The sequence below is a fragment of the Nonomuraea harbinensis genome, from assembly GCF_019396385.1.
GTDB classification, from domain to species: domain Bacteria; phylum Actinomycetota; class Actinomycetes; order Streptosporangiales; family Streptosporangiaceae; genus Nonomuraea; species Nonomuraea ferruginea.
Genome location: NZ_JAHKRN010000042.1, coordinates 54,223 through 79,136, shown reverse-complemented (window position 1 = coordinate 79,136; position 24,914 = coordinate 54,223). Strand labels below are relative to the sequence as shown.

At 70.7% G+C, this 24,914-nt stretch carries 19 protein-coding genes; 12 read left to right on the top strand and 7 right to left on the bottom strand.

What is annotated here, in order from left to right; genetic code table 11:
* Positions 1–4 precede the first annotated feature (4 nt).
* The 3 genes from KME79_RS33055 to KME79_RS33040 all read left to right on the top strand — a co-directional run bounded on the left by KME79_RS33055 (position 5) and on the right by KME79_RS33040 (position 4,776).
* Complete coding sequence (locus KME79_RS33055) at positions 5–124, top strand: RICIN domain-containing protein (protein ID WP_308249147.1); 120 nt, start codon at positions 5–7, stop codon at positions 122–124.
* 83 nt (positions 125–207) lie between these two features.
* Complete coding sequence (locus tag KME79_RS33050; RefSeq protein ID WP_246640814.1) at positions 208–3,027, top strand: carbohydrate-binding protein; 2,820 nt, start codon at positions 208–210, stop codon at positions 3,025–3,027.
* 12 nt (positions 3,028–3,039) lie between these two features.
* Positions 3,040–4,776, top strand: coding sequence for a ThuA domain-containing protein (locus tag KME79_RS33040; RefSeq protein WP_219548845.1), 1,737 nt, complete (start codon positions 3,040–3,042; stop codon positions 4,774–4,776).
* A gap of 52 nt (positions 4,777–4,828) precedes the next feature.
* On the opposite strand, the gene KME79_RS33035 is transcribed toward KME79_RS33040, so the two are convergent.
* Genes KME79_RS33035 through KME79_RS33005 form a run of 7 tightly spaced genes read right to left on the bottom strand, consistent with a single transcriptional unit; the run spans position 4,829 to position 11,407 of the window.
* A complete protein-coding gene (locus KME79_RS33035) occupies positions 4,829–6,160 on the bottom strand; it encodes an alkaline phosphatase family protein (RefSeq protein WP_219548843.1) in 1,332 nt (443 codons plus the stop codon).
* A complete protein-coding gene (eboE, locus tag KME79_RS33030; RefSeq protein ID WP_219548841.1) occupies positions 6,160–7,272 on the bottom strand; it encodes a metabolite traffic protein EboE in 1,113 nt (370 codons plus the stop codon). Before eboE ends, KME79_RS33035 begins: the two co-directional genes overlap by 1 nt.
* A gap of 2 nt (positions 7,273–7,274) precedes the next feature.
* Positions 7,275–8,120: a TatD family hydrolase gene (locus KME79_RS33025; RefSeq protein WP_219548839.1), complete on the bottom strand. Its 846-nt coding sequence runs from the start codon at positions 8,118–8,120 to the stop codon at positions 7,275–7,277.
* Positions 8,121–8,627, bottom strand: a complete 507-nt coding sequence (locus KME79_RS33020; protein ID WP_219548837.1) for an EboA domain-containing protein — start codon at positions 8,625–8,627, stop codon at positions 8,121–8,123.
* Positions 8,572–9,465 (bottom strand): sugar phosphate isomerase/epimerase family protein, encoded by an 894-nt coding sequence (locus tag KME79_RS33015; protein WP_308249145.1) that lies wholly within the window; start codon positions 9,463–9,465, stop codon positions 8,572–8,574. The genes KME79_RS33020 and KME79_RS33015 overlap by 56 nt, the downstream gene beginning before the upstream one ends.
* On the bottom strand, positions 9,435–10,280 hold the full coding sequence (locus KME79_RS33010) for an SCO3242 family prenyltransferase (protein ID WP_219548835.1): 846 nt from the start codon (positions 10,278–10,280) through the stop codon (positions 9,435–9,437). The genes KME79_RS33015 and KME79_RS33010 overlap by 31 nt, the downstream gene beginning before the upstream one ends.
* Positions 10,277–11,407, bottom strand: coding sequence for an inositol-3-phosphate synthase (locus tag KME79_RS33005; RefSeq protein ID WP_219548833.1), 1,131 nt, complete (start codon positions 11,405–11,407; stop codon positions 10,277–10,279). Before KME79_RS33005 ends, KME79_RS33010 begins: the two co-directional genes overlap by 4 nt.
* A gap of 280 nt (positions 11,408–11,687) precedes the next feature.
* Between KME79_RS33005 and KME79_RS33000 the strand changes: the two genes are divergently transcribed.
* The 9 genes from KME79_RS33000 (at position 11,688) to KME79_RS47695 (ending at position 24,900) form a co-directional block, all read left to right on the top strand.
* Entirely contained in the window at positions 11,688–13,127 is a 1,440-nt protein-coding gene (locus tag KME79_RS33000; RefSeq protein ID WP_219548831.1) for a sugar ABC transporter ATP-binding protein, read from the top strand.
* The gene (locus tag KME79_RS32995) at positions 13,128–14,090 is read left to right on the top strand and encodes an ABC transporter permease (RefSeq protein ID WP_219548829.1); all 963 of its coding nucleotides are present in this window, start codon (positions 13,128–13,130) and stop codon (positions 14,088–14,090) included.
* A complete protein-coding gene (locus tag KME79_RS32990; RefSeq protein ID WP_148032227.1) occupies positions 14,087–15,037 on the top strand; it encodes an ABC transporter permease in 951 nt (316 codons plus the stop codon). The genes KME79_RS32995 and KME79_RS32990 overlap by 4 nt, the downstream gene beginning before the upstream one ends.
* A complete protein-coding gene (locus KME79_RS32985) occupies positions 15,024–16,220 on the top strand; it encodes a substrate-binding domain-containing protein (protein ID WP_219548827.1) in 1,197 nt (398 codons plus the stop codon). The genes KME79_RS32990 and KME79_RS32985 overlap by 14 nt, the downstream gene beginning before the upstream one ends.
* A 39-nt stretch (positions 16,221–16,259) precedes the next feature.
* Entirely contained in the window at positions 16,260–17,093 is an 834-nt protein-coding gene (locus KME79_RS32980) for a sugar phosphate isomerase/epimerase family protein (RefSeq protein WP_148032225.1), read from the top strand.
* Between the two features lie 227 nt (positions 17,094–17,320).
* Positions 17,321–20,794 (top strand): ThuA domain-containing protein, encoded by a 3,474-nt coding sequence (locus tag KME79_RS32975; RefSeq protein ID WP_219548825.1) that lies wholly within the window; start codon positions 17,321–17,323, stop codon positions 20,792–20,794.
* A 123-nt stretch (positions 20,795–20,917) separates the two neighbouring features.
* Positions 20,918–23,704, top strand: coding sequence for a glycosyl hydrolase family 95 catalytic domain-containing protein (locus tag KME79_RS32970; RefSeq protein ID WP_246640812.1), 2,787 nt, complete (start codon positions 20,918–20,920; stop codon positions 23,702–23,704).
* 240 nt (positions 23,705–23,944) lie between these two features.
* Positions 23,945–24,577 (top strand): potassium transporter TrkG, encoded by a 633-nt coding sequence (locus KME79_RS47195; RefSeq protein ID WP_308249143.1) that lies wholly within the window; start codon positions 23,945–23,947, stop codon positions 24,575–24,577.
* A complete protein-coding gene (locus tag KME79_RS47695; protein WP_308249142.1) occupies positions 24,574–24,900 on the top strand; it encodes a hypothetical protein in 327 nt (108 codons plus the stop codon). Before KME79_RS47195 ends, KME79_RS47695 begins: the two co-directional genes overlap by 4 nt.
* Positions 24,901–24,914: the final 14 nt, after the last annotated feature.

Below are 24,914 nucleotides of genomic sequence, written 5' to 3'. Positions count from 1 at the left end.
CAGCATCACCGCGGTCGGCGCGAACAAGTGCCTGGACGTCAGCGGCGCCGGCACCGCCAACGGCACCAGGACGCAGATCTGGACCTGCCACGGCGGCGCCAACCAGAAGTGGACCCGCGCCTGACGGGCCCCGTCTCCACCGCGGCCCGAGGCGGAATCCCGGGCGCCTTGCCCTGACTGGTATTCCTGTCGCAGGAGGGAACACCCATGTCCCGACGTCCGTGGCTCACCTTGCTGACCACGATGGCACTCGTCACTTCAGGAGCGCTCGCGCTCGACGCCTCCCCGGCGAACGCCCTCGACATCCCGCCGTCCGACTACCAGCAGGTGTCCCTCGCGTCAGGTGGCGCTGAGCTGGGTGAGGCGATGTCGCTGGCCGTGATGCCGAACCGGTCGGTGGTGCACACGGCGCGCGACGGCACGGTGCGTGTCACCGATGCCACCGGCGCCACGAAGGTGGCCGGCAGGCTCAACGTCTACACCCACGACGAGGAGGGCCTGCAGGGAGTGGCGGTCGACCCCGGCTTCGCGTCGAACCGGCACCTGTGGATCTACTACTCCCCGAGGCTGAGCACCCCGAACGGCGACGCGCCGAGCACCGGCACGCAGGCCCAGTTCGACCAGTGGAAGGGCGAGCTGTACCTGTCCCGGTTCACCCTCAAGGCGGACGACACTCTCGACATGGCCAGCGAGAAGGTGGTCCTCCGGGTCCAGAACGACCGCGGCCAGTGCTGTCACGTGGGCGGGGACATCGACTTCGACGCCGCCGGCAACCTGTATCTGACCACCGGCGACGACACCAACCCGTTCGAGTCGAGCGGCTACTCCCCGCTGGACGAGCGGACCAACCGCAACCCGCAGTACGACGCCCAGCGCTCGTCCGCCAACACCAACGACCTGCGTGGCAAGCTCCTGCGCATCAAACCGCAGCCCGACGGCACCTACACGATCCCCGCCGGCAACCTGTTCCCGCCGGGCACGGCGAGGACCCGGCCGGAGATCTACGCGATGGGCTTCCGTAACCCGTTCCGGATGAGCGTGGACAAGGCGACCGGCATCGTCTACCTCGGCGACTACGGGCCGGACGCGGGCGTGACCTCCTCCAACCGCGGACCGAGCGGGCAGGTGGAGTTCGACCGCATCACCGGTCCGGGCAACTACGGCTGGCCGTACTGCACGGGCACGAACACCGCGAGCGAGACCTACAACGAATGGAACTTCGCCACCAACAGCACCGGCCCGAAGTACGACTGCGCGGGCGGCCCGGCCAACAACTCCTTCCGCAACACCGGCCTGGCCACGCTGCCTCCGGCCAAGCCGGCGTGGATCCGGTACGCGGGGGACGCCGGAAGCCCGCCGGAGTTCGGCTCCGGATCGGAGTCGCCGATGGGCGGCCCGGTCTACCGTTACGATCCCGGCCTGAACTCGGCCGTCAAGTTCCCCCAGTCGCTCGACGGACGGTACTTCGCCGGTGAATACGGCCGGCGCTGGATCAAGGCGATCGAGGTGAAGCAGGACGGCGCGTACGGCGAGATCTCGGCGTTCCCCTGGACAGGGACGCAGGTGATGGACATGGCCTTCGGTCCTGACGGAGCCCTTTACGTCCTCGACTACGGCACCGGGAACAACAACCAGGCGCTGTATCGCATCGAGTACATCGGCGGCGCCAACCGCAACCCGATCGCCAGGGCGTCCGCCGACAGGACGTCGGGACCGGCTCCGCTCGCGGTGAACTTCTCCTCGGCGGGCAGCTCGGATCCGGAGGGCGGCGCGCTGACCTACTCGTGGAACTTCGGCGACGGCACCACCTCCACGGCGGCGAACCCGGGCAAGACCTACACCACGAACGGCGCCTACACGGTGACGCTCACGGTCCGGGATCCGCAGGGTCTCACCGGCACGGCGAGCGTGATCGTGACCGTCGGCAACACCGCGCCGACGATCAGCCTCACCACCCCCGCCCACGGGCAGCCGTTCTCCTTCGGGGACACCGTGCCCTTCCAGGTCACCGTCAGCGACCCGGAGGACGGCACGATCGACTGCGGCGGCGTCACCGTCGCCTACTTCCTCGGCCATGACAGCCACCGCCACCAGATCACCTCCACGACCGGCTGCTCGGGCTCCATCGCGGTGCCGGTCGACGGCGAGCACGACGCCGCGGCCAACATCTACGGCGTCTTCGAGGCCTCCTACACCGACCGGGGCGGTCTGACCTCCACCAGCGCCCGTACGCTCCAGCCTCGGCACCGGCAGGCGGAGCACTTCGGCGCCCAGCAGGGCGTCCAGACGGCCGACCACGCCACCGCGGAAGGCGGCAAGACGGTCGGCTTCACCGACGACGGCGACTGGATCTCCTTCCAGCCGTACAGCCTGGGCAGCGCGACCCGGATCACCGCCCGGGTGTCGTCGGGTGGCGCGGGCGGCAGGATCGAGGTGCGGGCGGGCTCGGCGACCGGCACGCTGCTGGGAACGGCGAACGTGGCGAGCACCGGCGGCTGGGACACCTTCACCGACGTCTCGGCGAACCTCAGCGGCGCGCCGGCCGGCACGACGACGTTGTACCTGGTCTTCCGCGGCCCGACCGGACAGGGCTACCTGTTCGACGTGGACGCCTTCACCCTCGACACCGGCACCCCGCCCTCGGGGAGCACGAGCGCGTTCAAGGGCGTGGGGTCGAACCGGTGCCTGGACGTCAACGGCGCCTCCCAGGCGAACGGCGCCCTGGCGCAGCTCTGGGACTGCAACGGCCAGCCCAACCAGCAGTGGACCGCCACCAGCGCCGGTGAGCTGCGGGTGTACGGCGGCAAGTGCCTGGACGTGAACGGGGCCGGGACGGCCGACGGCACCGCGGTGATCATCTGGGACTGCAACGGCCAGAACAACCAGAAGTGGCGCCTCAACGCCGACGGCAGCATCACCGCCGTCGGCGCGAACAAGTGCCTGGACGTCAACGGCACCGCCAACGGCACCAAGGCCCGCATCTGGACCTGCACCGGAGGAACCAACCAGCGCTGGACCCGCGTCTGAAAGGGACATCCCATGTTGCGACATCTGACCCCAGCCGCACCCGGGGGCGGCCGCAAGACCTCTGTACTGCGGCGCCTGTCAGTGGCGGTGGCCGCGATCACCGCCGCCGCGACGTTGATCCCCGCCATCCCCGCCCAGGCCGCCGCCTTCAAGGTGCTGGTGTTCTCCAAGACGGCCGGGTTCCGGCACGACTCGATCCCCGCCGGCATCCAGGCCATCCGCGAGCTGGGGGCGGCCAACGACTTCACCGTCGACGCCACCGAGGACTCGACCGCCTTCAACGCGGCCAACCTGGCCCAGTACCAGGCGGTGGTGTTCCTCAACACGACCGGTGACGTGCTCAACGACAACCAGCAGGCCGCCTTCCAGACGTACGTGGACGGCGGGGGCGGTTCCGTGGGCGTGCATTCGGCCGCGGACACCGAGTACAACTGGCCGTACTACGGGCAGCTCATGGGAGCCTGGTTCGCCAGTCACCCGGCCATCCAGCAGGCCACCGTACGGAACGAGGACCGGGCGCACGCCGCGACCGCTCACCTGGGGGCGACCTGGTCACGCACCGACGAGTGGTACAACTACCGCGCCAACCCCCGCCCGAACGTCCGCGTGCTGCAGAGCCTGGACGAGGGCAGCTACAGCGGCGGCAGCATGGGCGACCACCCCATCACCTGGTGCCACCCGCAGTCCGCCGGCCGCGCGTTCTACACCGGCCTGGGGCACACCCAGGAGTCGTACGCCGATCCGGCCTTCCGCACGCTGCTGCTCGGCGGGATCCGGTACGCGGCCAGGGCCGCCAACGCCGACTGCCGCCCGGAGACCGGGTACACGACGTTGTACAACGGCTCGACCACGGGCTGGTCGCAGGCGGGGCCGGGGTCGTTCACCGGCAACGACGCCACGCTGACCTCCCAGGGCGGCATGGGGATGCTGTGGTACAACGCCAAGGAGTTCCGCTCCTACTCGCTCAAGCTCGACTGGAAGCTGACCGGCGACTCCAACTCCGGCGTGATCGTCGGGTTCCCGGCCACCAGTGACCCCGGCGCGGCGCTCGACACCGGATACGAGGTGCAGATCGACGCGACCGACACCCCCGACAGGACCACCGGGGCGATCTACGGGTTCAAGGCCGCCGACCTCGCCGCCCGCGACGCGGCGCTGAACCCGCCGGGGCAGTGGAACACCTATGAGCTGCTGGTGGAGGGCGAGCGGCTGCAGGTGTTCCTGAACGGCAGCAAGATCAACGATTTCACCAACGCGGATCCGGCCCGCTCGCTCCAGCAGGGCCACATCGGCATCCAGAACCATGGGCCCGGCGACGTGGTGTCCTTCCGCAACATCCGCGTCAAGGAACTGACCAGCACACCGGGCGGTACGAGCGCGCTGCGGGGCGTGGCGTCGAACCGGTGCCTGGACGTCAGCGGCGCCTCGCAGGCCAACGGGGCGCAGGCGCAGCTCTGGGACTGTCACGGGCAGGCCAACCAGCAGTGGACCGCCACCAGCGCCGGTGAGCTGCGGGTCTACGGCGGCAAGTGCCTGGACGTGAACGGGGCGGGGAGCGCGGACGGCACCGCCGTGATCATCTGGAACTGCAACGGCCAGAACAACCAGAAGTGGCGCCTCAACGCCGACGGCACCATCACCGCCGTGGGCGCGAACAAGTGCCTGGACGTCAACGGCACCGCCAACGGCACCAGGGCCCGCATCTGGACCTGCACCGGAGGAACCAACCAGCGCTGGACCCGCGTCTGATCGGTCGGTCACCCGCCGGCGCGGCGATCCGCGCCGGCGGGTCTGTGCGCGGTCAGCGGTTCGTCCGGGCCAGGGCGGTCAGGAGTCCCTTGACCTCGGTCGCCTCGTAGAAGTCACGGTCGAAGGGGCCGATGATCAGCGGCCCGTCGTCGGGGAGATCGGGCAGCCGGCCGTGACTGCCCCGCACCGGCGCCGGGTCGAGCGGCACCACCCGCATCGTGTACCGGAAGCCCAGCTTCTTCCTGGCGAGCGCCGCCGCCGCGCGCAGCTTGACGAACGGATCGCCCGGGTCCATGAACAGCTCGGCGGGGTCGTAGCCGGGTTTGCGGTGGATGTCCACGAGCCTGGCGAAATCCGGGGCGCGGTCGTCGGAGAGCCAGTAGTAATAGGTGAACCAGGCGTCCGGCTCCGCCACCGCGACGAGCTCGCCGGCGCGTTCGTGGTCGAGCCCGTACTTCGCCTTCCCCGCCTGGCCGAGCACCTCGTCGACGCCGGACAGCTCGGCGATGACGGCGCGGGTGCGGTCGAGGTCGCCGGGGTCGCGCACGTACACGTGGGCCACCTGGTGGTCGGCGACGGCGAAGGCCCGGGACGCCCACGGGTCGAGATACTCCATCCCGGCCTGGACGTAGACCTCCAGGAGGCCCGCGGCGCGCAGCGCCCGGTTGATGTCCACCGGGCGGGACACCGGGGTGATGCCGTATTCGGAGAGCACGACGACCTCGGCGTCCTCGGCCAGGAGCGGGGCCAGCGCGGCGTCGACGGCCCGGGCGGCCGCGATCGCCTCGGGACCGGCGGGGCCGTGCCGCTGGAGGTCGTAGTCGAGGTGGGGCACGTAGACCAGCAGCAGATCCGGCCGTTCCCGGGCCAGGATGCGGCGGGCCGCCGCGATGATCCATTCGCTGGAGGCGATCCCCGCGTTGGGTCCCCAGTAGGTGAACAGGGGGAACGGCCCCAGCGCGGCCTCCAGGTCGTCGTGGAGTGAGGGCGGGCGGGTGTAGCAGTCGGGCGACTTGCGGCCGTCGGCGTGGTAGATGGGACGCGGGGTGACGAGCAGGTCGGCCGGCGCGCCCATCGCGTACCACCAGCAGACGTTGGCGGTGCGCAGGCCGGGCGCGGCGGTCCACAGCTGGTCGCCCTGGATGAGCGCGTTGTGCTGGCGCCACAGCAGGACCTCGCCGAGATCCCGGAAGTACCACCCGTTTCCCACGATGCCGTGGTCGCGGGGCATCGAACCGGTCAGCAGGGTGGCCTGCATCGAGCAGGTGACGGCGGGCAGCACGGGCCGCAGCGCGGCCGCCGAGCCCGCTTTCGCCACGTTCGGCATGTGCGCGAGCAGGCGCGGGGTGAGCCCGACGACATTGATCACGATCAGCGGTGCCATCACGTCTCCTTCAGCCCGAGGGCGGCCAGCTGCCCCCGCATCCAGTCGAGCTCGGCGGCGATGCCCTGCGCGACGTCGGCCGGCGCGCCGGGAAGCACGTGCCAGGTGTAGGTCTCCACCTCGACGTGCCTGGTCAGCGGACGCTCCCCGCCGAGCAGCGTCTCCAGCAGGCGCCGCAGGTAGGGGGCGCTGGTGGTGAGCGGAGGGGGCGGCGCGCCGTGCAGCGGGACGTGGAAGTGCACGCGCCAGCTCTCGTCCGCGGGCAGGCCGCCGGCCAGCGCCTCGCCCAGGTCGTCGGCGTATCCGGTGGCGGAGCGCGTCTGGTGGAGGAACCGGGCCTCGTCGAACGCGGCCAGCGCCCGCTGCGCCCCAGGCGGCGCCACCAGGGCGCACGACGCCTGGAGCTTCACGATCGGCAACCCGATGGCCGCGCCCGCGTCAGGGTCCTCGAAACCCACGGCCATGTGGCAGGCGTCCAGACAGAGGCCGAGGTGGTCGTGGTCCACGTCACTCAGCAGGGCGCGCGCCTGCGACGTCGTCTCGACGACGCAGCCGGGCTCCGGCTCGAAGCCCAGCCGGATCACCTTGCCGGTACGGCTCGCCAGCGCCCGCAGGCCCTGGGCGGCCGCGTCGAGATGGGCCGTCACCGCCGCCGCCTTCGCCCTCGTCCACCCGGTCCGCCAGGCGAGGGGAAGGGTCGAGATCGTGCCCTCGGTGACGTCGTCCGGCAGCAGCGCGGTGAGGATCTCGGCGAGCCCGAGCGTGTAGCGCAGCCGGTCCGCGTCGGCCCAGTCAGGGGTGTAGACGCGGTACTTCACGACCTCGTCGTGGAAGCCGCGGTAGGGGAACCCGTTGAGGGTCACGACCTCCAGCCCGAGCGCGGTCAGCCGCTCGCGCAGCGCCGCGAGCTCCCCGGGCCGGGCGGTGAGGTCCGCGGCGGCGTGCTGGGACAGCCACAGCCCGAGCCCGAGCCGCTCGACGCCGAGCAGGCGCCTGACCCGCGCCGCGACGCCGGACAGCTGAGCGTGGATGCCGGGGAGATCCTCGGCGGCGTGGACGTTGGTGCAGTAGGACAGATGCACCGTCGAGCCGTCCGGATGGCGCAGCCGCATGGTCAGCCCCGCTTGATCGTGTTGCCGGCGTAGTCAGATCCGGATTCCGAGCCGGAACTGAGGTCGAGCCGGCCGCTCTGCCCGTAGAAGGCGACCGGGTTGCGCCACAGGACCTGATCGACGTCGTCCTCGCCGAAGCCGGCCGCGAGCATGGCGTCGGCGACCTCGCGCGTCTTGAGCGGGTCGCTCCGTCCCCAGTCGGCGGCCGAGTTCACCAGCATCCTGTCCGTGCCGTACTGCTTGAGCAGGGTCACCATCCGGTCCGGGGCCATCTTGGTGTCCGGGTAGATCGAGAACCCCATCCAGCAGCCCGAGTCCGCGACCATGCCGACGGTCAGCTCGTTGAGGTGGTCGACGAGCACCCGCCCGGGGGGAATCCCGGCGGCCCGCACCACGTCGAGCGTCCGGCGGGTGCCCTCGGCCTTGTCCCGGTGCGGAGTGTGCACGAGCACCGGAAGATCATTGTCCTGGGCGAGCGCCAGCTGGGCCTCGAACGCCCGTTCCTCCTCTGCCGTCATCGAGTCGTAGCCGACCTCGCCGACCGCCACGACGGAGTCCTTCAGCAGGTATCGCGGCAACTCGGCCAGCACCGGCGCGCAGCGCGGATCGTTGGCCTCCTTGGGGTTGAGCGCGAGCGCGCAGTGGTGGCGGATGCCGTGCTGCGCGGCGCGGTAGGGCTCCCAGCCGAGCAGCGCGTCGAAGTAGTCGAGGAAGCTGCCCACGTTGGTCCGGGGTTGCCCCAGCCAGAAGGCGGGTTCGACGACGGCCCGGACCCCCGCGTCGTGCATGCGCCGGTAGTCGTCGGTGGTCCGGGAGGTCATGTGGACGTGCGGGTCGAAGATGCGCATTCAGATCCTCTCCAGGACGTCGCTCGGGACGGGGCGGCCGGCCGCCCGTAGCTCGGCCGCGTAGTCCGCCAGCATGCGGGCCAGCTCGGCGTCGAAGCGGCGGTCCAGCCCGGCCACCTCGTCCAGGGGGATCGACATGAAGACGCACTTGAGCACCCCTTGCCGGAAGGAGTGGTCGCCCAGCCACGCCGAGCCGTACGGGCCGAGGGCCGCGGCGACCAGCCGCGCGTCATTGGTGCGAAGCGCGTCCTCCACCAGCGCGACCGCCGTGCCGTCCAGGTCGAGCTCGTGCAGGACGGTCAGGATCGCCAGCCGCTCGCCGCTGTCGCCGGCCTCGTACAGGCTTCGGATCACCGCGGGGTCGCCGCGCAGCGCGCCGAGCAGCGCGCGCCGGGCGTCTGGACCGCCCCGCCGTCCGGCCTGCGGGAAGAGCCGGTGGATCGCGTGCGGGTCAGCCTCGACCTGCCGGACGGCCGAGGCCTGCCACTCCTGTGCGGGCTCCTTCATGTGCCCTCCTCAAGAAGTCGATCGATCGGCGGGCGACCTGCGGGGCCGCATGGCTGTGCCGGGCCAGTTCCACGGCCACCAGGCCCCGGTAGCCGCGCAGAGCGGCGAGCGCCGGCACGAAGTCGATCTCACCCTCGCCGAACTCCAGGTGCTCGTGGACTCCCCGGCGCATGTCCTCGATCTGCACGTGCACGGTGTACGGCAGCGCCCGCCGGACACAGGTGGCCAGGTCCTCCCGCTCCACGCAGTGACAGTGCCCGATGTCGAGGGTGAGGCCGAACCGGGGATGGGCGCCGAGCATCGCCCGCAGCCGCTCGTAGCCGTCCAGGTCGGCGACCAGCATCCCGGGTTCGGGTTCGAATCCCAGCGTGACGCCCACCCGATCGGCCTCGTCGAGCAGCCGCGCGCACTGGCGGGCCAGTCGCGTGTACGCCTCCGCCTCCGGCATGCCGTCGGGCCGGACGCCGCTCCACAGATGCACCACGGGAGCGCCCAGGTCTGCGGCGACGCGCATCGCCATGACCAGGAACTCCACTCTGCGTCCGGCGTCCTCGCTGATGAGGGTCGGATGGTGTTTGCGCAGGGGATCGAGGGTGTAGCGCCCGCCCGTCTCGACCACGGTGCCGAGGCCGAGGCGAGCGCAGATCCCGGCGATCCTGGACACCTCCGCGGCCAGCCCGGGGGAGAAGGGGTCGAGATGACCGTGGTCGAGCGTGATGGCCGCACCCGTGTACCCCAGATCGGCCAGGACCGCGAGCGCCTCGGGGAGCCGGTGGCCGGCGAATCCGTTGGTGCAGTAGGCCCACTTCACGATGTCGCCAGCCGGGATGAGAGCCACCGCCCCACGGGGAGCGAACACAGCAGCGCGCCCGCCGTCGCGAACCGGCCGCCGCCCGCGACCGCCGCCGCCTGGAGCGGGATCAGGCCGAGGATGCTCAGCCGGACGGCCCGCCGTACGTTCTCGGGGTCGGGAAGGGTCCGTAACCCGGCCTGGACCGGGAGGGTGGAGGCGAGATAGCCGGCGATGAGGACGCCCGCCCCGGCCCGCGCGGCGGCTCCGCCCCGCGCGCAGGAGGCGGCCGCGAGCCCGGCCGCCACCGTGCTGGCCGCGACCGCGCGCCCGGCGGTCCCGGGCGCCGCCCCCGTCACCTCGGCGCGGCCCAGGATGCTGATCCCGTAGGTGTGCGCGCCTATCGCCAGCGCCGCCGGCAGGGCGGCCCTGGTCTGCTCGCCCGCGCCGAGAAGCACGTCGAGCACGCGGCAGGCCGCCATCGACGCCGGTCCCGCCGCCGTCCGTTTGAGACCCAGGTCGTAGGCCCACACCGCGCCGGCCAGCACCCCGGCGACGGTGAGACCGCGACGGCCGCCGGCGAGGGCGGCGGTGGCCAGGCCCGCGCCGGTCAGGGCGGCCGCGAGCCCGAGCGCGGCGCCCGGGCGGACCCGGCCCGACGGGATCGGGCGCTCGGGACGCTCGACGGCGTCCGCCTCACGGTCCGCCCAGTCGTTGAGCGCCATTCCGGACCAGTACACGAGCACCGACGCCAGGGCCAGGCCGGGTGCCGGACGCCGTCCCGCGGCGGCGGCCCCCGCGATGGTGTCCCCCGGCACCGACAGCGCGGCGGGTGCGCGGACCAGTTCGAGCAGCGCCCTCATGACAGCTCCTCGGCGAAGGCGCGCAGCCGGGCGTACTGGGCGGCCAGGGCGTGCTCGTCCGTCCCCAGCGGGCTCTTGAAGAAGTACCCGAGCTCGGGCAGGACGCCGTGCCGCCCTTTCTCGTGCGCGCGGGCGACCAGCCGGGCCAGGTCCAGGACGAGCGGGGCGGCGAGCGCCGAATCGCAGCCCTGCCAGGTGAACTGCAGCGTCATCCGGACGCCGAGAAAGCCCTCGAAGCTCACGTGGTCCCAGGCGGTCTTCCACTCCCCGAGATCCGGGACGTAGTCGATGTGCGTCTCACCCTCCACGGGTTCTCCGAGGACCTTCGTGACGACCTGGTCCTTGGAGAGCCGCTTGCTGGACCTGGCGGCCGGATCGGCGAGTGTCGCCCCGTCGCCGCCGCCGAGCAGGTTGAGCCCCGACCAGGAGCGGACCCGGAGGGCCCGGTCCGCGAACATGGGCGCCAGGGCGCTCTTCACCAGGGTCTCGCCGGTCTTGCCGTCGCGTCCCGCGTACGGCACGCCCCGCCGGGCGGCGAGTTCCGCCAGGGCGGGCAGGGTCGGCCCGGTGGAGGGGGTGAACTCCACATAGCCGCATCCCGCATGGAACGCCGCATAGGCGTACAGCGAACTCGGCGGCAGGACGTCGTCGCCCGCGGCGAGCCGCTCCTCCAGGTCGGCCAGCCTCTCGAACTCCGGGCGCGGATCCACCGGGGGCTCGGTCGACGACACGTTGATGACGACCACCCGGGCCAGCCCGTGCCGGGCGCGGAAGCCGGTGATGTCGTCGATCAGCCGGGTCGCGGCCGGTCCGTCGCCGGGGACGTGGCCCGGCCGGATCTCGGCGTCGGCGGCTTCCAGGTCGGAGGCGAGCAACCCCGGGAGGTCCGGTGAGATGACCTCCGCTCTGCCCAGTTGTTCGGCGCGCTTGCGTAAGGAGGTCTCGGCGATGTCATGTCCACCGAAGACCAGGTCGGTCAGCGGAACCAGCTGCCCGGGAAAGCCGGCGGACTCGCTCACGCATCCACGGGGGGAGGCCGCTCCCGCCCTGATGGCCGCGGCGCCCACGATGGCAGTGGTCGCCACGGATCCTCGTGCCCCGATAAGCCACACACCGAGCTTGTCCATGAAAGCTCCATCGTGTCCGGGACTACCCCGCATGCGAAGGCATCCGGTAGGTGAGTCTTCGCGATGGTAAAAGGTATTTTCGTCGATGGTCAAGCATAAGTAGGCTCATCGTTGTCTTATGGTCTGCCGTCCATGGCCATCGCCGCCCGTTCGTCACGTCCCAAACCCGGGCAATTTAGGCGTACTGGCGACCAACTTTTGCTTGACCGTCGATATAAGCCCGCTTAACATCCCGCACCATGAGCCATAGGCCTGAAAGTCGGCGGGGACGGCTGACCGGATGCTGAGCCTGCGCGGCATCGGCAAGAGCTTCCTGGGCGTGCGGGTGCTGTCCGGGGTGGACCTGGCCGTGACGGCCGGCGAGGTCCACGCCGTCGTCGGCGAGAACGGCGCCGGCAAATCCACCCTCATGAAGATCATCTGCGGGGTGCACGCGCCCGACGAGGGCACGATCGAGCTCGACGGCCGGCCCGTCTCCTTCGGCCATCCGCTCGACGCGCGGCGCTCCGGCATCGCGATCATCTACCAGGAGTTCAACCTGCTGCCCGAGCGCACCGTCGCCGAGAACGTGTTCCTCGGGCGCGAGCCCGTCAGGCGCGGCCTGGTCGACCGGGCCGCCATGGAGGAGGCGACCGCGCGGCTCCTCCACGAGCTGGGCGAGGAGGCCTTCGGCCCGCGCGACGCCGTCAAGCGCCTGCCGGTGGCCCAGCAGCAGATCGTCGAGATCGTCAAGGCGTTGTCGGTGAACGCGCGGCTCATCGTCATGGACGAGCCCACGGCTGCCCTCGCCGAGCACGAGGTCGAGTCGCTCTACCGGCTCATCGGGCGGCTGAGGGAACGCGGCGTCGCCGTCGTGTACATCTCCCACCGATTACGCGAGGTGTTCGATCTCGCCGACCGGGTCACCGTGCTCAAGGACGGCGCGCGCGTCACCACCCTCCCGATCGGTGAGGTGACCCCCGGCGAGCTGATCCGCCTGATGGTGGGCCGCGACCTCGGGACCTACTTCCCGCCCCGCTCGGCGGGCGCCGGCGAGGTACGCCTCAGCCTGCGAGCGGCCGGCAACCACCGGCTCCATGACATCGACCTGGAACTGCGCGCCGGGGAGATCGTCGGCATCGCGGGCCTCCAGGGATCCGGCAGATCGGAGCTCGCCAGAGCGATCTTCGGCGCGGAGCCCTTCACCACGGGCGAGATGATCCCGTCGCGCCCGCGCTCGGTCCGGGAAGGCGTGGCCCTGGGCATCGGACTCGTGACCGAGGACCGCAAGGCCGAAGGACTCGCGCTGCGCCAGTCCGTGCGCGACAACGTCCTGCTCGTCGCCCGCGCGGTGCGCGCCGGCGACCGCGCCGGCGTCCGTGACCTGCTGGAACGGGTACGCCTCTCGCCCGTACGCCGGGAACAGGAGGTCCGTTACCTGTCCGGCGGCAACCAGCAGAAGGTCGTGCTGGTCAAGTGGCTGACGATGGCGCCGCGGGTGCTGCTGTTCGACGAGCCGACCCGGGGGATCGACGTCGGGGCCAAGGCCACGATCCACGACCTGATGCGCGAACTGGCGAACGGCGGCATGGCCATCATGATGATCTCCTCCGAGCTGCCCGAGCTCATCGGCATGAGCGATCGCGTCGTCGTCCTGCGCGACGGCCGTATCGCGGGCACGCTGCCCGCCGGTGCCTCCGAGGAGGCCGTCATGCGTCTGGCCGCGGGAGAGGCGGCCTGAATGCCCCTGCTCACGCGGCTGCGCGAACCCACGCAGGTGGTGTTCCTCGCGCTGCTCGGCCTGGTCGCGGTCGGCTGGGCCCTCGTCGCGCTCGACGGCGGCCAGTTCCTCACCCTGGAGAGCGTCGTCGGGATCCAGCAGCGTTCCGCGGCCCTCGGCATCGTGGCGATCGGGCAGACGCTGGCGATCCTGGCCGGGTCGCTCGACCTGTCGGTGGCGTACCTGATCAGCCTGGCCTCGCTGGTCGCGGCGGAGATCATGGCGGGCCAGGACGGGAACATCGGGCCGGCGGTCGCCGCGGTGCTGGCCATCAGCGCTCTGGTGGGGCTGGTCAACGGGCTGGTCATCACCGGGCTCCGGGTGCACGCCTTCATCGCCACGCTCGGAGTCGCCCTGATCATCAAAGGCGTCGTCGACCACCTGTACGACGGGCCCGCGGGCAAGGTGCCCGAGTCGTTCCAGGTCCTCGGCTACTCCCGGATCGGGCCGATCCCCGTCTCCGCGCTGCTCTGGGCGGGCGTGGCCGTGCTGGCCTGGTTCCTGCTGAGCAGGACCCGGCTCGGATACCGCATCTACGCGGTCGGCGGGAACGAGGAGGTCGCCCGCCTGTCCGGCATCCGCACCGGCCGGGTCATCGTGCTCACCCACGTGCTGTGCTCCGTCTGCGCAGGCATCGCGGGCCTGCTGCTGGCCAGCAGGCTCGGCGCCGGGGCCCCCACGGTGGGCACCGACGGCGGCTACGACCTCGAGTCCATCGCCGCCGTCGTGCTCGGCGGGACCGCGCTGGCCGGCGGCAAGGGCGGCGTCGCCGGAACCGTGGGCGGCGTCCTGCTGCTGGCCGTCCTGGACACCGCCTTCAACCAGCTCGAGGTCAACTCCTTCGTCAAGGACGTGGTCCGCGGCGTGGTCATCGTCGTCGCGGTGGCCGTCTACGCCCGGCGTACCGTGGGACGGCCCGCATGAGGCGGGCCCTTCCCATCCTCGCGGTCCTCGTGGCGCTGCTCACCGCGATCGCCCTGGTCAACCCCCACTTCCTGGAGCCCGCCGGATTCCTGGCGTTCCTCAAACGGGCCGCGCCGCTGGTGATCCTCGCCGCGGGACAGTACTTCGTCATCGTCTCCGGCGAGTTCGACCTGTCGGTCGGCTCGCTGGTGACGGCCGAGGTGGTGATCGCCGCACGCCTCATCGACGGCGACGAGTCCGCCACCTGGCCGGTCCTCGTCCTGCTGATCGTCATCGGGCTGCTCGTCGGGCTGGTCAACGGCGTGGCCACCACCAAGCTGCGGGTGCCGTCGTTCATCGTGACGCTCGGCATGCTGCTCATCCTGTCCGGGGCGGTGTTCCTGTGGACCGGTGGCGCGCCGCGTGGCGCGCTGTCGGAGGGCTTCCGCGTCTTCGGCCGCGGCGGCCTCGGGCCGGTGCCGTGGTCGGTGCTGATCCTCGTGGCCCTGGGCGCGGCGGCGATCCGGCTCATGCGCGCCGACTTCGGCAAGACGCTGATGGCCGCCGGCGACAACGAGCGTGCCGCGGCGCTGTCCGGGGTCCGGGTCGACCGGGTCAAGATCTTCGCTTTCATGCTCTCCGGCCTGGCGGCGGCCGTCGCGGCGATCCTGCTCGGCGGTTTCGCCGGCGTCTCGGCCCAGGTCGGTCAGGGGCTGGAGTTCTCCGCCATCACCGCCGTCGTTCTCGGCGGCGTGGCGCTCGGCGGCGGCCGCGGCTCCGTGCCGGCCGCCATGGCCGGGGCCGTCACGCTGGAGGCGCTGTTCACCCTGCTCAACCTGTACGGGATCTCGGGGGCGCTGGAGTTCACCGTGCAGGGCGTCATCATCATCGCCGCGGTCGCGGCAGGAGCCATCCGGCTTCCCTGGAAGCCCACCCCCCGAAGAGGAGACGCACATGCCGCGTCCTGAGGCCGCAATCGCAGTGTTGGCCGCGCTGCTTCTCGCCGGCTGCACCACCGACAGGCCGACGGCCACCACCCAGCCCGCCGCACCCGCCACGAGCGCTCAGGGCTCCGGCACGGGCACGCAGTCGAAGTTCTTCGTGCAGGCGGATTTCGACGCCCAGCTGGCCATGCGCTCCCAGACACCTCAGGGCCCCGCGGCCAAGCCCTGGGAGCAGGCCATCGACCCGAAGATGATCGACACGGCACAGTACAAGAAGGACGGGCCGTACCACCTGTGCTTCTCCAACGCGGCGGTCAACAACCCCTGGCGCCAGGTCGGATGGAAGACGATGCAGGCAGAGGTGGCCCTGCACGAGGAGATCGGGGAGTTCACCGCGCTGGACGCCGAGGGCAAGGACGACAAGCAGATCTCCGACATCGCCGAGCTGCAGGCCAAGGGCTGCGACGCGCTGATCGTCTCGCCGAACACCACGGCGACGCTCACCCCCGCCGTGACGGCCGCCTGCGCGAAGGTGCCCGTCATCGTGTTCGACCGGGGCGTGGAAACGGACTGCCCGGTGACGTTCATCAAGCCCATCGGCGGCTACGCCTTCGGCGCCGACGCCGCCGAGTTCCTGACCGAGAAGGTGCCGGCGGGCGGGAAGGTGCTGGCGCTGCGCATACTGCCTGGCGTCGACGTGCTGGAGACCCGCTGGTCGGCGGCGAAGGTGGTCTTCGACAGGAGCCGCCTCCAGGTGGTGGGGGTGGAGTTCACCGACGGTGACGCCGCCAAGACCAAGAGCATCGTCAGCGACTACATCCAGCGGCACGGCACGATCGACGGTGTCTGGATGGACGCGGGCGCCACGGCGGTGGCCGCGATCGAGGCGTTCGAGGACGCCGGCCTGCCGGTGCCGCCGATCAACGGCGAGGACCAGCAGGACTTCCTGCAGAAGTGGAAGGACGCCGGGCTCACCGCCGTCGCGCCCACGTACCCGACCTACCAGTGGCGCACCCCGATCATCGCCGCTCTGAAGATCCTCAAGGGCGAGGAGGTGCCGGAGAGGTGGAACCTGCCGCAGCCCAAGGTCACCGGCGACAACCTGGCGGACTACCTCCAGCCCGACATGCCGCCGCTGCACTACGCGCTCTGCGGTTGTGAGGACCTGCCCGGGTTCCCGGAGACCTGGGGCGGGAAGAAGGGCTGATCGGCCCCCTCCCGCGAACCGACGACGAAGAGGGACGCCATGTTCTCCATCGGAGTGAACACCTGGGTCTGGGTCTCCCCGCTGACCGACGACGAACTGGCGCGGCTCGCGCCCCGCGTCGCCCGGTGGGGCTTCGACGTCATCGAGCTGCCCGTCGAGCGGCCCGGCGACTGGAACCCGGACAAGGCCGCGGCGGTGCTGGCCGAGCACGGGCTGGCCGCGTCCGTGGTGCTGGTCATGCCGCCGGGGCGCGAGCTCGTGGCCGCGTCCCCGGGGACCGTCCGCGACACCCAGGACTATCTGCGGCACTGCGTCGACGTGGCGGTGACCGTCGGCTCCCCGGTGATCGGGGGGCCGGCGTACGCCTCGGTCGGCCGTACGTGGCGGCTCTCGCCGGACGAACGCCGGGGGGTCTACGCCGAGTTGCGCGAGCATCTGCGGCCCGTCCTGGACCATGCGGCCGAGCGCGGGGTGAAGCTCGCCGTCGAGCCGCTCAACAGGTACGAGACCAGCCTCGTCAACACGGTCGAGCAGGCGCTGGAGGCGTTGCCCGAGGACTGCCACCTGGCGCTCGACGTCTACCACATGAACATCGAGGAGAAGGACCCCGCCCAGGCGGTGCGGCTGGCGGCGGATCGCATCGCGCACGTGCAGGTGTGCGGCACCGATCGCGGCACGCCGGGAGCCGACCGCTTCGACTGGCCGGGCTTCACCCGGGCGCTGCGCGACACCGGCTATCGGGGGCCGCTCGTCATCGAGTCGTTCACCGCGCACAACCGGACCATCGCCACCGCGGCCTCCGTCTGGCGGCCCCTCGCGGAGAGCCAGGACAGGCTGGCCGTGGACGGCCTCGCCTACCTTCGGACCCTGTGATTGAAAGTTTCATACTTATCCTGCTGGGTGGAAGCGGGTGCGGTAGCGACCTTCGGCGCGTTGACCTGCTGTTATCGATGGGCACTCGCCAGATAGGTGGACAGAGCCGGTTTCCCAACTCTGAATAAGCAGGCTTAATGGGGCTGTGGCGAGGCGAGACGCCTTCACGTCCTCCCTCGTCATCCTCCGACTCCGACCCGTTGCCGGCACCCCCCAGGAGATCCTTCATGCGAAGATCACGCCTGTTCCCCGCCTTGGTCGCAGCCCTGTCAGGGCTGTTGATGTCCTTGTCGCCGCAGGTGGCGCAGGCGGCCGCGCCGTTCAGGGTGCTGCTGTTCACCGAGACGGCGAGCGGCGCCTACCGGCACGACTCCATCCCCGCGGGTGTCGCGATGTTCCAGCAGCTGGCGGCCGACCACGACTTCCAGCTCGACCACAGCGAGAACTCCGCCGTCTTCACGCCCGCGACCCTGAACACCTACGACGCGGTGATCATGCTCCAGACCAGCGGCATGGTGTGGGACAACGACGCCCAGCGTCAGGCCTTCCAGGCCTACGTGCGCGCCGGCCACGGCGTCGTCGCGATCCACAACGCCACCGACATGAACATCGAGGCGCAGTTCCCCTGGTGGGACCAGGTCGTCCTGGCGGGCGCCCACATGACCGCGCACTCGTCGATCCTCCAGGGCACCGCCAAGGTGGCCGACAAGGCCCACCCCTCCACGGCAGGGCTGCCCGACCGGTGGGTGCGGGCGGAGGAGTGGTACAACTTCGACAAGAACATGCGGGGTTCGGTGCACGTGCTGGTGACCGCGGACGAGACCACGTACGACGCGGGGCCGAGCAAGATGGGCGTCGACCACCCGATCTCCTGGTGTCACAACCCGGAGGGCGGCCGGGTGTGGGCCACCGCGATGGGCCACCAGGCGTCCTCCTACGCGGAGCCCCTGTTCCGCCAGCACCTGCTGGGCGGCGTGCGGTGGGCGGCGGGCGATGCGCCGGGTGACTGCGGCGGCACGGTCGCGGCCCGGTTCCAGAAGGTGACCCTCGACGGCGCACCGGACCAGCCGATGGAGCTCGACGTGGCCGCCGACGGCAGGGTCTTCTACATCTCGCGCTCCGGCAAGGTGAACATGATCCCCGCCAACGGCGGGGGCACGCGCGTCATCGGCACCCTGCCGGTGTACGACGGCGGCGAGGACGGCGGCATCGGGCTGGCGCTGGATCCGAGCTTCGCCACCAACGGCTGGATCTACGTCAACTACTCGCCGTTGAACGGCGGTGAGGTGAACCGGGTGTCGAGGTTCACCTTCAACGGGACCAGCCTCGACCTGGCCAGCGAGAAGAAGATCATCGAGGTTCCGGCGTACCGCAACGTCGACGAGCCCGGCCACACGGGCGGCTACCTCGCGTTCGGGCCGGGCGGGAACCTGTACATCGGCCCTGGTGACGACACCAATCCCAACGGGTCCAGCGGGTACGCCCCGATCGACGAGCGGCCCGGCCGGGAGCATTACGACGCTCAGCGGTCCTCCGCCAACACCAACGACCTGCGCGGCAAGATCCTGCGCATCCACCCCGAGCCCGGCGGCACCTACACGATCCCGTCCGGCAACCTGTTCGCGCCCGGCACCGCCAAGACCCGGCCGGAGATCTACGCGATGGGCTTCCGCAACCCGTTCCGCTTCTCGGTCGACAAGGTGACGGGCTGGATCTCGGTGGGCGACTACGGACCGGACGCGGGCGCCGCGAACCCCAGCCGCGGTCCCGAGGGCACCGTCGAGTGGAACCTGATCAAGCAGCCCGGCTTCTACGGCTGGCCGTACTGCGTCGGCGACAACCTCCCGTTCAACGACTACAACTTCGCCACCAACACCTCCGGCCCGAAGTTCACCTGCTCGGCACCGGTCAACGACTCGCCCAACAACACCGGCCTGACCAACCTGCCCGCGGCCAAGCCCGCGACCGTGTGGTACGACTACCACGCCTCGGCCCAGTTCCCCGAGATCAACTGCTGCGGCGGCGCCGCCCCGATGGGCGGCCCGTTCTACCGCCATGACCCGGCCAGCGGTTCGGACCGGAAGTTCCCCGCGTACTTCGACGGCACGCCGTTCTTCTACGAATGGAGCCGCAACTTCGTCAAGGAGTTCCGCCTGGACTCCTCGGGCAACCTCCTGAAGATCAACCCGTTCGTGGCGCAGATCGCCCCGCGTGCGCCGATCGACATGAAGTTCGGGCCGGACGGCGCCCTGTACATGGCCGACTGGGGCAACGGCTTCGGCCACGCGAACACCGATGACAGCATCTACCGGGTCGACTACGTGGCCGGGAACCGCGCGCCCCTGGCCAAGGCGAGCGCCGACCCCGACTCGGGCACGGCACCGCTGGTGGTGGCGTTCTCCTCGGCCGGCTCGACCGACCCCGACGGCGACCCGATCACCTACGCGTGGGACTTCGGCGACGGCGGGACCTCCACCAGCGCCAACCCCTCGCACACCTACAACGCCAACGGCACCTTCACGGCCAGGCTGACCGTACGGGACTCCGGCGGGAAGACGGGCAGCGTCACGGTGCCCGTCGTCGTCGGCAACACCCGTCCCGGGGTGACCTTCTCGGCCCCGCCCGACGGCGGGTTCATCGACTTCGGCGACCAGGTGGACTACACGGTGAACGTCACCGACGCCGAGGACGGCGCCGCCGACTGCACCAAGGTCAACGTGATCACGGCGCTCGGCCATGACCAGCACGCCCACGACACCGGCCAGTACACCGGTTGCTCCGGGACGGTCACGACCACCGCCTCCGGCCATGACGAGGCCTCCAACGTCTACTACGTCCTGTCCGCCGACTACACCGACAGCGGCGGCCTGAAGGGCTCCGCCGGCCTCACCCTGCAACCGAAACACAAGCAGGCCGAGCACTTCACCGGCTCGTCCGGCATCCGCGTCATCGACGAGTCCGGAGCCGAAGGCGGCAGGCGCATCGGCGACATCTCCAACAACGACTGGATCTCCTTCAGCCCGATCAACCTGTCCGGGATCGACACGGTGTCCTTCCGCGTCTCGGCGCCGTCCAGCACCGGCGCGTCCATCGAACTGCGCGCCGACTCGCCGACCGGGGCCCTCCTCGCCTCCAGCCCCGTGCCGGCGACCGGGGGATGGAACACCTACGTGTCGCTGTCCCCGGTGCGGGTCACCGACCCCGGTGGCACCCGCAATGTCCACGTGGTGTTCAAGGCGCCGTCCGCGAACGCGTTCGACCTGGACTCCGTCACCTTCAACGGCACGGGCGTCGGGCAGGGCGACGACCCGCCCCCGGGCGGCACGAGCGCGCTGCGGGGCGTGGCGTCGAACCGGTGCCTGGACGTCAACGGCGCCTCCCAGGCCAACGGCGCGCAGGTGCTCATCTGGGACTGCAACGGCCAGGCGAACCAGCAGTGGACCGTCACCAGTGCCGGTGAGCTACGGGTCTACGGCGGCAAGTGCCTCGACGTGAACGGGGCCGGGACGGCCGACGGCACCGCGGTGATCATCTGGGACTGCAACGGCCAGAACAACCAGAAGTGGCGCCTCAACGCCGACGGCAGCATCACCGCCGTCGGCGCGAACAAGTGCCTGGACGTCAACGGCACCGCCAACGGCACCAGGGCACGCATCTGGACCTGCACCGGCGGCGCCAACCAGAAGTGGACCCGCGTCTGATCTCCGCGCGACACCCGCGTGAGCCGGGGACCGACCACCACTCCGTAGGAAACGGGATGCGAGATGTCTGACCTATCACGAAGGCAAGTCCTCAGATTCGGCGCCGCCGGAGCCGAAGCCTTCATGCTGCCGCCGGCATGGACCGCCGCCGCCCGGGCCGCCTCGGCGCCCCCTCCGGAGGTGAGCGCCGCGAACGATCTGGCCCTCTGGTACGACGAGAGCGCCGGCACGGACTGGCTGCGGGCGCTCCCGATCGGCAACGGCCGCCTGGGCGCCATGGTGTTCGGCAACGTCGACACCGAGCGGTTGCAGCTCAACGAGGACACCGTCTGGGCCGGCGGACCGTACGACCAGAGCAACCCCCGAGGGGCGGCGGCGCTGGGCCAGATCCGGCAACTGGTCTTCCAGAACCAGTGGAGCCAGGCCCAGACGATGATCGACCAGAACATGCGGGGAAACCCGGTGGGACAGCTGGCCTACCAGACCGTCGGTGATCTGCGGCTCGGCCTCGGCAGCGCCGCCGGGGTCGCGGAGTACAACCGTCATCTGGATCTCACCACGGCCACCACCGCCGTGTCCTATCTGCAGAACGGCGTCCGGTACCGGCGCGAGGTGCTCGCGAGCGCGCCCGATCAGGTGATCGCCGTCCGCCTGACCGCCGACAGGCCGGGCTCGATCACGTTCTCCGCGACCTTCGGCAGCCCGCAACGAGCGACGCGCTCCAGCCCGGACGGGACCACGGTCGCGCTCGACGGCATCTCGGGCGACATGGAGGGAGTGGCCGGTTCGGTCCGCTATCTGGCGCTGGCGCGGGCCGTCGCCGAGGGCGGCAGCGTCAGCAGCTCCGGCGGCACCCTGCAGGTCAGGTCCGCCAACAGCGTGACGCTGCTGGTCTCCATCGGCTCCAGTTACCGCAACTTCCGCGACGTCGGCGGCGACTACCAGGGCATCGCCCGGCGCCATCTCGACGCCGCCACCGGCAGGACCTACGACGACCTGCGCGGCCGGCACGTCGCCGACTACCAGCGGTTGTTCGGGCGCACCACGCTCGACCTCGGCCGCACCGCGGCAGCCGACCAGCCGACCGACGTGCGGATCTCGCAGCACGCGAACACCGACGACCCGCAGTTCTCCGCGCTGCTGTTCCAGTACGGCCGATATCTGCTGATCTCCTCCTCCCGGCCGGGCACGCAGCCGGCCAACCTCCAGGGCATCTGGAACGACTCGCTCACCCCGGCCTGGGACTCGAAATACACCATCAACGCGAACCTGCCGATGAACTACTGGCCGGCCGACACGACGAACCTGTCCGAGTGCTACGAACCGGTGTTCGCCATGCTCGACGAGCTCGCGGTCAGCGGCGCCCGGACGGCCCGCGTCCAGTACGACGCCGGCGGTTGGGTGACCCATCACAACACCGACGCGTGGCGGGGGACGTCGGTCGTCGACGGCGCGTTCTGGGGCATGTGGCAGACCGGCGGAGCGTGGCTGGCCACCCTCGTCTGGGACCACTACGGTTTCACCGGCGACCTGGAGTTCCTCCGGCGCTACTACCCCGCGATGAAAGGCGCCGCGCAGTTCTTCCTGGAGACCCTCGTACAGGAACCTCAGCTCGGGTATCTGGTCACCAACCCGTCGAACTCTCCCGAACTGGCCCACCACGCTGGCGTCAGCGTCTGCGCCGGCCCCACCATGGACAACCAGATCCTGCGCGACCTGTTCGACGGCTGCGCCCAGGCCTCCCAGACGCTCGGCGTCGACGCCGACTTCCGGGCGCGGGTCCTGGCCGCCCGGGACCGGCTACCGCCGATGAAGATCGGCTCGCGCGGCAACATCCAGGAGTGGCTGTACGACTGGGTCGAGACCGAGCCCGCCCACCGGCACATCTCCCACCTCTACGGCCTGCACCCCGGCAACCAGATCACCAAGCGCGGCACCCCGGCGCTGTACACCGCCGCCCGGCGCACCCTCGAACTCCGCGGGGACGACGGGACCGGCTGGTCCCTGGCCTGGAAGATCAACTACTGGGCGCGGATGGAGGAGGGCGGCCGCGCGCACACGCTGCTCCGCCTCCTGGTGACGACGGCCCGGCTGGCGCCGAACATGTTCGACCTGCACCCGCCGTTCCAGATCGACGGCAACTTCGGCGCCACGTCCGGCATCGCCGAGATGCTGCTGCAGAGCCACAACGGCGAGCTGCACGTGCTGCCGGCCCTGCCGCCGGCCTGGCCGAACGGCACGGTACGGGGTCTCCGAGGACGCGGCGGCCACACCGTGGACGCGACCTGGAGCTCCGGCGGGGCCACCGAGATCCTCCTGAGGTTCGACCGTGGCGGGACGGTCAACGTACGCGCCCGGATCTTCGCCGGGACCTACCAGGTGGTCGAGACCACGACCGGCGATGCCGTCAGCGTCGCCAAACCCGAGAACGACGTCATCAGACTGACCGGTCAAGCCGGTCGTACGTACCGCATGACCGGGTCCGGCCCCGCGCCCGCGAGCCACGTGCGGATCACCAACGCGACCACCGGCCTGGTGCTGGACAGCGGCGGCAACGTCGCCTCCGGGTCGAACCTCAAGCAGTGGAACTGGGACGGCAGCACCAACCTGCAGTGGCAGCTCGTGGACCTGGGCGGCGGCTGGTACCGCATCGTCAACCGCACCAACGCCATGGTCATCGACAGCTGGGGCAACACCGCCAACGGCGCCAACGCCCGGCAGGCGGCCTGGAACGGCGGCGCCAACCAGCAGTGGCGACTCAACAGCACGGGCAACGGCCGCCACCAGATCATCAACCGGGGCACCGGCACCGCCCTGGACGGCATGGGCAACAGCACCGCCGGCTCCACCGTCGCCCTGTGGACGCCGAACAGCAGCACCAACAACCAGTGGACGATCATGAGCACCTGACCGTCCATACCCGTCCGTGGAACGGTGCGCGGTTGGCGGCCATGCCGTGCTGCGCTACGGTATGCGCGGAGTGCCGGGAAGCCTGGTCGGCGGCGTCTTCAGCCGTACGACTCCACGGGGGCTCCCTGATGCGTGGCTCATGGCCTGCTGCCCAGCAGCCGGCGAGGGAGGGGTAACCGGAAGGCACGGCGCCGGCCCGCGGTGCCGGGCCGCGGCCGGCACCCGGCAGTGATGATCTCGGTGGGATTCGGGACCGCTGTGCTGATCGGCACGCTGCTGCTCGGCCTCCCGCTGGCCACCACCGAGGGCGACTCCTCCCACTGGCTCACCGCGCTGTTCACCGCCACCTCGGCCGTCTGCGTGACCGGCCTGATCGTGGTGGACACCGAAACGCACTGGTCGGTGTTCGGCGAGGTGGTGATCGTCTTTCTCATCCAGGTGGGCGGTCTGGGCATCATGACACTGGCCACGCTGATCATCGTGATGATCTCGGGCCGGATCGGCCTGCGCGCCCGCCTGTCGGCCCAGTTGGAGACCAAATCGGTGGTCGCCGCCGACCTTCGCCGGGTTCTGCGGAAGGTGGTGATGTTCAGCATCGTCTGCGAGGCCGCCGTCGCGGTGGTCCTCACGGTCCGCTTCGTCACCGGATACGGCGAGCCGCTCGGCCGGGCAGCCTACCTGGGCCTCTTTCACTCGGTGTCGGCCTTCAACAATGCCGGCTTCGCCCTGTGGCCCGACAGTCTGATGCGCTTCGTCGCGGATCCGTGGATCTGCCTGCCCGTGGCACTGGCTGTCGTCGTCGGCGGGCTCGGCTACCCCGTCGTCTTCGAACTCCTGCGGACCTGGCGGCATCCGGGCCGCTGGTCGATATGACCCGGGTCACCGTCGGCTTGAGCGTGGTCCTGCTCGGCGGCGGTACGTTGACGTTCCTGGCGAGCGAGTGGCACAACCCCGCCACGATGGGTCCGCTGGATGATTCCGGCAAGCTGCTGGCGGCCTTCTTCGCCGCCGTCATGCCACGCTCCGGAGGCTTCAACTCCATGGACATCGGCCAGATGAACCCCTCCTCCTGGCTGCTCACCGACGTGCTGATGTTCATCGGGCGCATCGGCCCGCTGACGCTGGGCTCCGCGCTCGCCCTGAAGCAGCGCACTCGTCGTTACGAGCTGCCGGAGGAGAAGGTGATCGTCGGCTGACACCGGCACCGGTC

Bases quoted from the DNA above. Each gene is read 5' to 3' on its own strand.
- KME79_RS33050 (WP_246640814.1), top strand. From the start codon at position 208: ATGTCCCGACGTCCGTGGCTCACCTTGCTGACCACGATGGCACTCGTC.
- KME79_RS33040 (WP_219548845.1), top strand. From the start codon at position 3,040: ATGTTGCGACATCTGACCCCAGCCGCACCCGGGGGCGGCCGCAAGACC.
- KME79_RS33035 (WP_219548843.1), bottom strand. From the start codon at position 6,160: ATGGCACCGCTGATCGTGATCAATGTCGTCGGGCTCACCCCGCGCCTG.
- eboE (WP_219548841.1), bottom strand. From the start codon at position 7,272: ATGCGGCTGCGCCATCCGGACGGCTCGACGGTGCATCTGTCCTACTGC.
- KME79_RS33025 (WP_219548839.1), bottom strand. From the start codon at position 8,120: ATGCGCATCTTCGACCCGCACGTCCACATGACCTCCCGGACCACCGAC.
- KME79_RS33020 (WP_219548837.1), bottom strand. From the start codon at position 8,627: ATGAAGGAGCCCGCACAGGAGTGGCAGGCCTCGGCCGTCCGGCAGGTC.
- KME79_RS33010 (WP_219548835.1), bottom strand. From the start codon at position 10,280: ATGAGGGCGCTGCTCGAACTGGTCCGCGCACCCGCCGCGCTGTCGGTG.
- KME79_RS33005 (WP_219548833.1), bottom strand. From the start codon at position 11,407: ATGGACAAGCTCGGTGTGTGGCTTATCGGGGCACGAGGATCCGTGGCG.
- KME79_RS33000 (WP_219548831.1), top strand. From the start codon at position 11,688: ATGCTGAGCCTGCGCGGCATCGGCAAGAGCTTCCTGGGCGTGCGGGTG.
- KME79_RS32995 (WP_219548829.1), top strand. From the start codon at position 13,128: ATGCCCCTGCTCACGCGGCTGCGCGAACCCACGCAGGTGGTGTTCCTC.
- KME79_RS32990 (WP_148032227.1), top strand. From the start codon at position 14,087: ATGAGGCGGGCCCTTCCCATCCTCGCGGTCCTCGTGGCGCTGCTCACC.
- KME79_RS32985 (WP_219548827.1), top strand. From the start codon at position 15,024: ATGCCGCGTCCTGAGGCCGCAATCGCAGTGTTGGCCGCGCTGCTTCTC.
- KME79_RS32980 (WP_148032225.1), top strand. From the start codon at position 16,260: ATGTTCTCCATCGGAGTGAACACCTGGGTCTGGGTCTCCCCGCTGACC.
- KME79_RS32975 (WP_219548825.1), top strand. From the start codon at position 17,321: ATGCGAAGATCACGCCTGTTCCCCGCCTTGGTCGCAGCCCTGTCAGGG.
- KME79_RS32970 (WP_246640812.1), top strand. From the start codon at position 20,918: ATGCTGCCGCCGGCATGGACCGCCGCCGCCCGGGCCGCCTCGGCGCCC.
- KME79_RS47695 (WP_308249142.1), top strand. From the start codon at position 24,574: ATGACCCGGGTCACCGTCGGCTTGAGCGTGGTCCTGCTCGGCGGCGGT.